This window comes from Microcystis sp. LE18-22.4A (assembly GCF_027531105.1).
In the GTDB taxonomy this organism is placed as follows: domain Bacteria; phylum Cyanobacteriota; class Cyanobacteriia; order Cyanobacteriales; family Microcystaceae; genus Microcystis; species Microcystis aeruginosa.
This window is the reverse complement of record NZ_JAPZRB010000394.1, coordinates 1-6471: the sequence shown is the minus strand read 5'-3', so window position 1 is coordinate 6471 and position 6471 is coordinate 1. Positions and strand designations below refer to the sequence as shown.

Genomic DNA, 6471 nt, shown 5'->3' with positions numbered 1-6471 from the left:
TCTGGTCAATTACCTAATTTTCAGAGAAAAAGTCCCAGAATTTTCCCCCTATCTCTCCCACAACTGGTACTTTTTGATTGACAAAAAGTCTAAAAGTCTTACCCAACAAGGTTTTTAGATTTATTCAGCAAGCCCTAATTACCCCTGAGTTATTGATGGCAAAAGGACGAGTTCCGTCGTTATCTGTATCGGTATTACCATTAGTAATAGTGACGGTAAAAGGGTTATTTTCGGGGTCACTAATGGGGACTGTACCAACGGTAGCACCCACCGCAATACTTTTAGCAATGGTAAAGGTTTTATTGGTGATAACAGGAGGTTGATTGACGGGAGTTGTAAATTCAAAGGCACCGATATCAACTGTAGTACCGTTAATGCGAGGGTTGCGGACGATATCAAAGGGTATTGTTTCGGTGATGTTGCTATCGCCATCTAAGTCGCGGGTATCAGCAGGGAGCAAGCTGTTACTACCTGCGTTGCTGGTAGGTTATACTAGGAGTCAAATACCTTAAATTGCTTAGTTGTTGAAAAATGACACAATCTTCTTTACATATCAGCACTCAAGTTTTACCCGGTAATAAAATAGAAATTCAAACCCCTGAACTCGCTGTTGGTGAAATGGTTGAGGTTTTTATTGTTCCTTCAACTTCTGAAAATGATCAAGATAAAAATGAATCTGACCCGCTAATTGGTTTGTTCAGAGGTTCTCCAGATTTAGCAACTCAATCTGAAGAAATTTTACAACAGGAGATTAAAGAAAATTCAGGATGGACATGGAAAGAAAAATAACAATAAGTGATACAGGGTTTGTAGTTGCTTTGCTAAATCAATCAGATATAAAACATAGTGATGTCGTAGCTATTTATCAGAACTATCAGCAAATATTATTACCCCAAACAGTTTTAGCAGAAGTCGCTTATTTAGTAGGTCGTAGTGCAGGTGTTAGCACTGTTGCGGCTTTTTTAAAAGGATTATCTGCAAGTCGGTTTCATTTAATTCCTTTAAGTGAAACTGATGTAATTCGAGTATCTGAGATTTTAGAAGAATACAAAGATAGTCGTATTGATTTTGTTGATGCAACTGTAATGGCGATCGCTGAAAGGCTCAAAATTACGCTTATATTAACATTAGATCAGCGAGATTTTAGATTATTTAGACCTAAACATTGTCAAAGTCTTGAGATTCTGCCCTAAGGTCTTTACTATAGTTTTTGATAACAAAGAGACGCAAACTCCGTCGCTTACGTCCCCAATTCATCCTAAATAAAAGTTTACCGCTTGGATAACCGAGAAATCACCCGTTTTAAGCTATATCCCCCCGTAAGGAAAACTAATACCATTTTTCTTTATTCGTAGCAGGCATAACCGGGTGCATCTCCTATTTGTGATTTTCTCTCACTTATGGTGAGCAGCAGAAGTTGTTCAAAGAGGGCGGGTAATGATTCGGTAGTAGTGGTGTAGCCCTCTTGCTTACCTGGTATGAATTGTGTAAAATATTTAGGGTTTGCTGAATAAATCTAAAAACCTTGTTGGATAAAACTTTTAGACTTTTTGGAAATCAAAAAGTGCCTGGCATGGGAGTGAGCGGGGGGAAAATTGAGGTACTTTTTCCCTGAAAATTAGGTAATTGACCACCTCAAAATCGGTAAAACCCCACACCCTACACCCTACACCCTACACCCTGCCCCCAGGAAAAACTTTTTGCCGCAGACCCTAATTAGTTAATACCAATAACTAGAACTTTGTTGAGGTTCAGGGGCAAAAGCTAACCAGTAGGGGAATTGTAAAAGAGCGAAATTGAGCCGTTCTTCGGTATCATCGATGATAATGAGCGGTGAATACTTATCCTCGATTAAACGTTCCGCTTTTTGAATTAAAGCTTCGGGAGACTCAAAGAGAACGATGCCGCGGTCTGGTCCAAAATCGGCGCGGGAAATGCCGAGACAATCTTGGAGGCCGCGCCGCCATTCGCCTAAACGTTCGGGACTATTAGCCAGAACTAGAGAACGGAAGCGATCGCCCTGTAATTCCGCCATAATCGAGATAATTGCCGAAGCGACCAGAATATTCTGGAGACGGCTGCCCATACCGCGAACAGTACCCCGGCCCCCCTGTTTAAAGAACCACTGTTGCACCCGTTCGGCGTGAATTGGTTCAAAAGTGCGCCGTAATTGCCAAGGGGGACCGTAATAGTCAGGACGACTGCGATAACGGTCTAAAAGAGTTTGGATGCGCTGATTTTGGTCAGAAAAGCCCTGTCTAGGGGTGGATTGCCCCACCGGTTCCGATTCATAACCCGAACGGTTAGAACGACGGGGTTCTTGCCAATTATCCTGGCCCTGGTTACTGGTGCGGGGGGGACGGGGACTGTCTTCCCGATAATCCCGGCCTTGACTGCCACGGGATGGGCGCGGGTTTTCCTCCCGTTCGATCCGCAGGGGGGGTTCCACGGAGCGGGGGGATTTTTCGGGGGTTTCAAAACGGGGTAATTCCAACTGTTCGGCAGCCGCAGCCAAATCCTGTAAACTGCCCACCAGATAGTCTTTAAATCCCTGAACCCGCACGGCTATGTCCTGGGAGACTCCGGCGAAATTACTCCGCATTTCCTGCCGAATACGCTCACGACGGCGTTCTAACTGTTCGATCGCCAATTCTAAAGCCTGTTTGCGTTGTTCTAGGTCTTTTACGCCTTCCTTGAGCATTCTTTCGATTTGAGCTTTGATATCTCCTAGTTCCTCGGCGATCAAGCGTTCTCTTTCCGCTTTTAATGCCGATATTTCTGCCGCTAGGCTCTGTTTTTGCCGTTCTAGAGCCTCGATTTCTGCCCGTAGAGGTTGCGCCTGCGCTGGGGGAACTAATTCGCCTTCGGGGGCGATTGCCGATGGCAGGGGATTCTCTACCGGGCGATCGTTCCAGAGATCATCAAAACTAAATTCTTCGACAGATTCATTAGGTAAGTCTGTCATTTTGTCAAGGGGTAAAACATTAAAATCTTCTGAATTCATCGGCTTTAGAAATGCAGAGCGAACAAAGGGCCAAGGCAGGCAATTAAGTAAGTGGTTCTAATTAATAGACGATAGATATTGCCTTTGATCCCCCCTGCCCCCCTTAATAAGGGGGGTGCCGATAGGCGGGGGGATCCCCCCCTGCCCCCCTTAATAAGGGGGGTGCCGATAGGCGGGGGGATCTGACAATTTTTAACACTTACCCACTTAAAACGCTATTAGCCAGATTTTATTTTAACTCAATCTTAGTTCGCTTCTGAGTCGATCGCTGGCGATGCTGCTAAAGGATAGTATTTTTCGAGGCACAGTCTCAGGGTTGCGCTGTCAAAGATAATGGGCAAAAAATGAATGCTGTTAATTTCTTTGAAATAAAATAGGATCGGGACTTTGTTCCAGAAAATACGCCAATTTTGCCATTCTTGGTAGGGAAAGGAGCGAATTTGTTGCCCGGACAGATAGACATCTAGGGAAGTGGGGGTAAACTGGAGACGAATGCGGGTAGTCTGGAACATCAAGAATAGCCCTAACAGGGAGAAAATTATTCCGAGCCAGACCTGTAAAAAGAGTAAAGGCAGCGATAAAATTACCAAAAACAGGGGAATTCGATAGTTAGGAGCCAGTTCGATCGTTCCTGTTACTTCTTGCGGGGAAATAGTTTTCATCGGTGTCCCTATCGGCAGTCAGCCAAAATATCTTCGCTTCTAGTTTATCGCATTGTTTTTCCAGAGGCGATCGAAATAATCGAGACTCGATCGGGGATGATCTAGTGGTGTCATGGCATCGTAGAAGGAGACTTTACCCCCATAGGCGCGCCGGAGATTAAAATCGGTTAAGACCTTAGATCGTTGATCGGCGAGGATCAATTCTTTATTTAAGAGGATTAAATCAGCAAAATGGGTGATAGATTCGCCTAAATCATGGTTAACCACCAGGACAATTTTATTTTCTTGGGCTAACTCACCAAAGATATTAAAAAGAACCCCCTCGGTTTTTTGATCTACCCCAACGAAAGGTTCATCAAAACAGAAAATCTCCGCTTCTTGGGCCAAAGATCTGGCTAAAAAGACTCTTTGCTGTTGTCCCCCCGACAGCTGACCGAGGGGACGATGGCGTAAATCAGCCATTTCCACCCGTTCTAGGGCATTTAAAGCCTGTTGACGACTAATATGGGAAAAAGGACGAAACCAACCCGTTTTTCTGACTCTCCCCATCATTACCACATCCCAAGCGGTGACGGGATAGGTCCAGTCGATTTGAGATCTTTGGGGAACATAAGCGACTTTATCCAGTTGTTGCTGTAGAGATTGCCCTTGATAGTTAACGCTTCCCTGTTGTACGGGAATTAATCCTAGCATGGCTTTGATCAGGGTACTTTTGCCCGCACCGTTGGGACCGATAATACCGGTTAATCGTCCTGGATGAATTTTCAGGGTGATATCCCGTAGGGCTTCCACGCCGCGATAATATACTCCTAGATGACTAACTGTAATTGTCGTTTGCATAGTTGTTACCCTGAGTCTCCAGTTCTAGCATAACTAAAAATGAGACAATTATGAAGCAACCATGAAAAGATTATGAAAGATAGCTAGGGTGAGATCAATCGCCACTCAGTAAAGCTTCCACGAATTCGTAACTGGAAAAAGGCCGCAGATCCTCGATTCCTTCCCCAGCACCCACAAAGCGAATCGGTAGGTTAAGCTGACGCGCCACGGCAAGGGCAACACCCCCTTTAGCTGTACCATCGATTTTAGTCAGGATCACGCCGCTTAATTGGGCAGCTTCCGAGAAAACCTCGGCCTGTCGCAGCCCGTTTTGTCCTAAAGTGGCATCGAGAACTAGAAGCGATTCCACCACGGCACTCTCAGCTTTTTTGTCGATAATGCGGCGAATTTTGCTTAATTCTGCCATTAAGTTCTTTTTATTCTGCAATCTTCCCGCCGTATCCACTAAGAGTAATTCTACCTCCCTGGATTTAGCGGCTTCGATGCCATCGTACACCACGGCGGCCGGGTCGGTATTTTTGCCCGGGTTGGCAATTACTTCGACTTGCGATCGCTCTCCCCAAACTTTCACCTGTTCCACGGCAGCAGCGCGAAAGGTGTCGGCAGCGGCGATCATACAGCTATAGCCAGATTGTTTAGATAAATGGGCTAATTTGCCGATAGTCGTCGTTTTACCCACTCCGTTAACTCCTGTGAGCATCCAGATATTTAATTTGCCTTTTTCTGGCTCAAAACCGGGGTTGCTATAATTGGCTAAAGGTGCATCTAAAATCTCGCGGATAATTTCTTTGAGATATTCGATCGCTTTTTCGGGGGGCAAAGCTTCCTGTTTTAGCTTATTTTGGAGGGTAGTGATAATATAATCGGTGGCATCTACCCCCACATCGGCCTGAAGCAATAAAGCTTCGATTTCCTCCACCGCATCTTGATTGAGGGGACCCTGACCGACCACGGCCTTAAGCTGATTGACCAAGCTGCGGCGCGTTTTGCCTAAACCCTGACGCAATTTTTTTAACCAAGTGATTTCTTCTTCCGAAACGTCCTCTGCTTGTCGTCCCTGATTGGCTAAAACTTTGGCGGACCAGATAAAGTCCTCATCTGGTTCTGTAGGGGTTTCGATGGCGGTTTCTTTGAGAATTTCGAGGCGATCGGATTTTTTCAGCCATGCGGGGGTATTATCCTCGGTTTCTTCTTCTTTAACCGGTTCTTCCTCTTGCAGAGGTTCGGTTTCAGCAATAGATGTCTCAGGGGTTTCGCTCACGACGGCCTCGGCCGTGGCTTTTTTCTCTTGAATATTTTTAAAGGCTTTTTTGGCCCAATCTAAATAGTCTTCCTGACTGGTTGCCTCGCTGGGGGTTTCCTCTACGGGTGCAGGGGGTGCTTGTTCTTGTTCGGGTTGGACTTTCTGACGACGGAACCAGTTAAACATAGGAGAAACTAAACATAAAACTATTTATCTAGTTTATCTTAACCCTTGAAGTGAGCAATTTTGATAGTTAGATTTTTAATTGTGGATTTCTCAGCATTTTTTGCCAGAGATTAAGCAAAAAATATGATCCGAGCCACTCAATTGATAACCTTGCTCAAGGATAACTTTGTCTCTTTTTAGAGAAATGCAGTATCTTAGAAAATAGAATAGGAAGGAGAGTCAAAAATGTTAACCACTACTGAAACTAAATATTATACTCCCGAAGAATATCTCGCCCTAGAGGAAACGTCCGAAGATAAAAATGAATATCGTCAAGGAGAAATTATCCCAATGGTAGGAGCCACCACTAATCACAATCAGATTTGTCTAAATTTTTGCCGTAATTTTCCCTTAAATATCAATAATCAAGATTATTATACCTACATGGAAACGGTGCGTTTATGGCTGTCAGATTATAGTATTTACACCTATCCCGATGTGATGGTGATTAAAGGTCAACCTCTCTATCAAGGGAATAGTCAATCTAACGTGATCAA

8 protein-coding genes are annotated in these 6471 nt (G+C 44.4%); 3 read left to right on the top strand and 5 right to left on the bottom strand.

What is annotated here, in order from left to right:
• Positions 1-124: 124 nt before the first annotated feature.
• Positions 125-460 carry a hypothetical protein gene (locus tag O9295_RS17430; RefSeq protein ID WP_288034150.1) on the bottom strand — a complete coding sequence of 112 codons (336 nt, stop codon included), beginning with the start codon at positions 458-460 and terminating at the stop codon, positions 125-127.
• A 71-nt stretch (positions 461-531) separates the two neighbouring features.
• Here O9295_RS17430 and O9295_RS17425 point away from each other — a divergent pair, with 71 nt between their 5' ends.
• On the top strand, positions 532-789 hold the full coding sequence (locus tag O9295_RS17425) for a hypothetical protein (RefSeq protein ID WP_002770259.1): 258 nt from the start codon (positions 532-534) through the stop codon (positions 787-789).
• Positions 774-1193 carry a type II toxin-antitoxin system VapC family toxin gene (locus O9295_RS17420; protein ID WP_223210675.1) on the top strand — a complete coding sequence of 140 codons (420 nt, stop codon included), beginning with the start codon at positions 774-776 and terminating at the stop codon, positions 1191-1193. The genes O9295_RS17425 and O9295_RS17420 overlap by 16 nt, the downstream gene beginning before the upstream one ends.
• A gap of 527 nt (positions 1194-1720) precedes the next feature.
• On the opposite strand, the gene O9295_RS17415 is transcribed toward O9295_RS17420, so the two are convergent.
• From O9295_RS17415 to ftsY, 4 genes are all read right to left on the bottom strand, one after another.
• A complete protein-coding gene (locus O9295_RS17415) occupies positions 1721-3004 on the bottom strand; it encodes a DUF3086 domain-containing protein (RefSeq protein WP_288034148.1) in 1284 nt (427 codons plus the stop codon).
• Positions 3005-3249: 245 nt separating this feature from the next.
• Positions 3250-3666 (bottom strand): DUF3119 family protein, encoded by a 417-nt coding sequence (locus tag O9295_RS17410; protein ID WP_002761589.1) that lies wholly within the window; start codon positions 3664-3666, stop codon positions 3250-3252.
• 39 nt (positions 3667-3705) lie between these two features.
• Positions 3706-4506 carry a metal ABC transporter ATP-binding protein gene (locus O9295_RS17405; protein WP_288034146.1) on the bottom strand — a complete coding sequence of 267 codons (801 nt, stop codon included), beginning with the start codon at positions 4504-4506 and terminating at the stop codon, positions 3706-3708.
• A 94-nt stretch (positions 4507-4600) separates the two neighbouring features.
• Entirely contained in the window at positions 4601-5935 is a 1335-nt protein-coding gene (gene ftsY / locus O9295_RS17400; RefSeq protein ID WP_061431710.1) for a signal recognition particle-docking protein FtsY, read from the bottom strand.
• A 225-nt stretch (positions 5936-6160) separates the two neighbouring features.
• Here ftsY and O9295_RS17395 point away from each other — a divergent pair.
• The coding region (locus O9295_RS17395) for a Uma2 family endonuclease (protein WP_287969651.1) at positions 6161-6471 on the top strand (311 nt) is incomplete at its 3' end.